This window comes from Pseudomonas sp. RIT-562, from assembly GCF_026241895.1.
Taxonomy (GTDB): domain Bacteria; phylum Pseudomonadota; class Gammaproteobacteria; order Pseudomonadales; family Pseudomonadaceae; genus Aquipseudomonas; species Aquipseudomonas mandelii_F.
Genome location: NZ_JAPJIV010000051.1, coordinates 1 through 1,072 on the forward strand (window position 1 = coordinate 1; position 1,072 = coordinate 1,072).

Below are 1,072 nucleotides of genomic sequence, written 5' to 3' on the forward strand. Positions count from 1 at the left end.
GTGCCAGTAGTCTGGCCCGCGCCGATGGTGATGACCGAGCCATTGCTCAAGGTCACGGTTACCGGAGTACCAGCAGGGTTAGTCAGGGTCGCGGTGTAAGTAATCGCGCCGCCTTCAACAACAGTCGAACCTGCAGTCAGGGTGACGGCAGTGGCATCGATCGAATCGGTAATGGTGGTGACTGCTGGTGTAGTCGAAGGCACCAGGTTTTCAAAGTTACCGCCAGTAGCGCCAGTGATCGTGGTGCTAACCGTGCTGCCGTTTACATAAACGTCATTAGCCGGAGTTTCGACCACAACGCTGCCAGTGGTCTGGCCCGCGCCGATGGTGATGACCGAGCCATTGCTCAAGGTCACGGTTACCGGAGTACCAGCTGGGTTGGTCAAAGTAGCGGTGTAAGTAATCGCGCCGCCTTCAACAACAGTCGAGCCTGCAGTCAGCGTGACGGCGGTGGCATCGATCGAGTCGGTGATGGTGGTGACTGCTGGTGTAGTCGAAGGCACCAGGTTTTCAAAGTTGCCGCCAGTAGCGCCAGTGATCGTGGTGCTAACCGTGCTGCCGTTTACATAAACGTCATTAGCCGGAGTATCGACCACAACGCTGCCGGTGGTCTGGCCGGCGCCGATTGTAATGACCGAGCCATTGCTCAAGGTCACGGTTACCGGAGTACCAGCTGGGTTGGTCAAAGTAGCGGTGTAAGTAATCGCGCCGCCTTCAACAACAGTCGAACCTGCAGTCAGGGTGACGGCGGTGGCATCGATCGAGTCGGTGATGGTGGTAACAGCTGGAGTAGTGCTAGGCACCAGGCTCTCGAAGTTGCCGCCAGTAGCGCCAGTGATCGTGGTGCTAACCGTGCTGCCGTTTACATAAACGTCATTAGCCGGGGTATCGACCACAACGGTGCCTGTGGTCTGGCCCGCACCAATAGTGATGACCGAGCCATTGCTCAAGGTCACGGTTACCGGAGTACCAGCTGGGTTGGTCAAAGTAGCGGTGTAGGTAATCGAACCGCCTTCAACAACAGTCGAGCCTGCAGTCAGCGTGACAGCAGTGGCATCGATCGAATCGGTAA

At 57.1% G+C, this 1,072-nt stretch carries 1 protein-coding gene; it reads right to left on the minus strand.

What is annotated here, in order from left to right; genetic code table 11:
• The coding region (locus ORL50_RS28690) for an immunoglobulin-like domain-containing protein (RefSeq protein WP_266020074.1) at positions 1–1,072 on the minus strand (1,072 nt) is incomplete at both ends.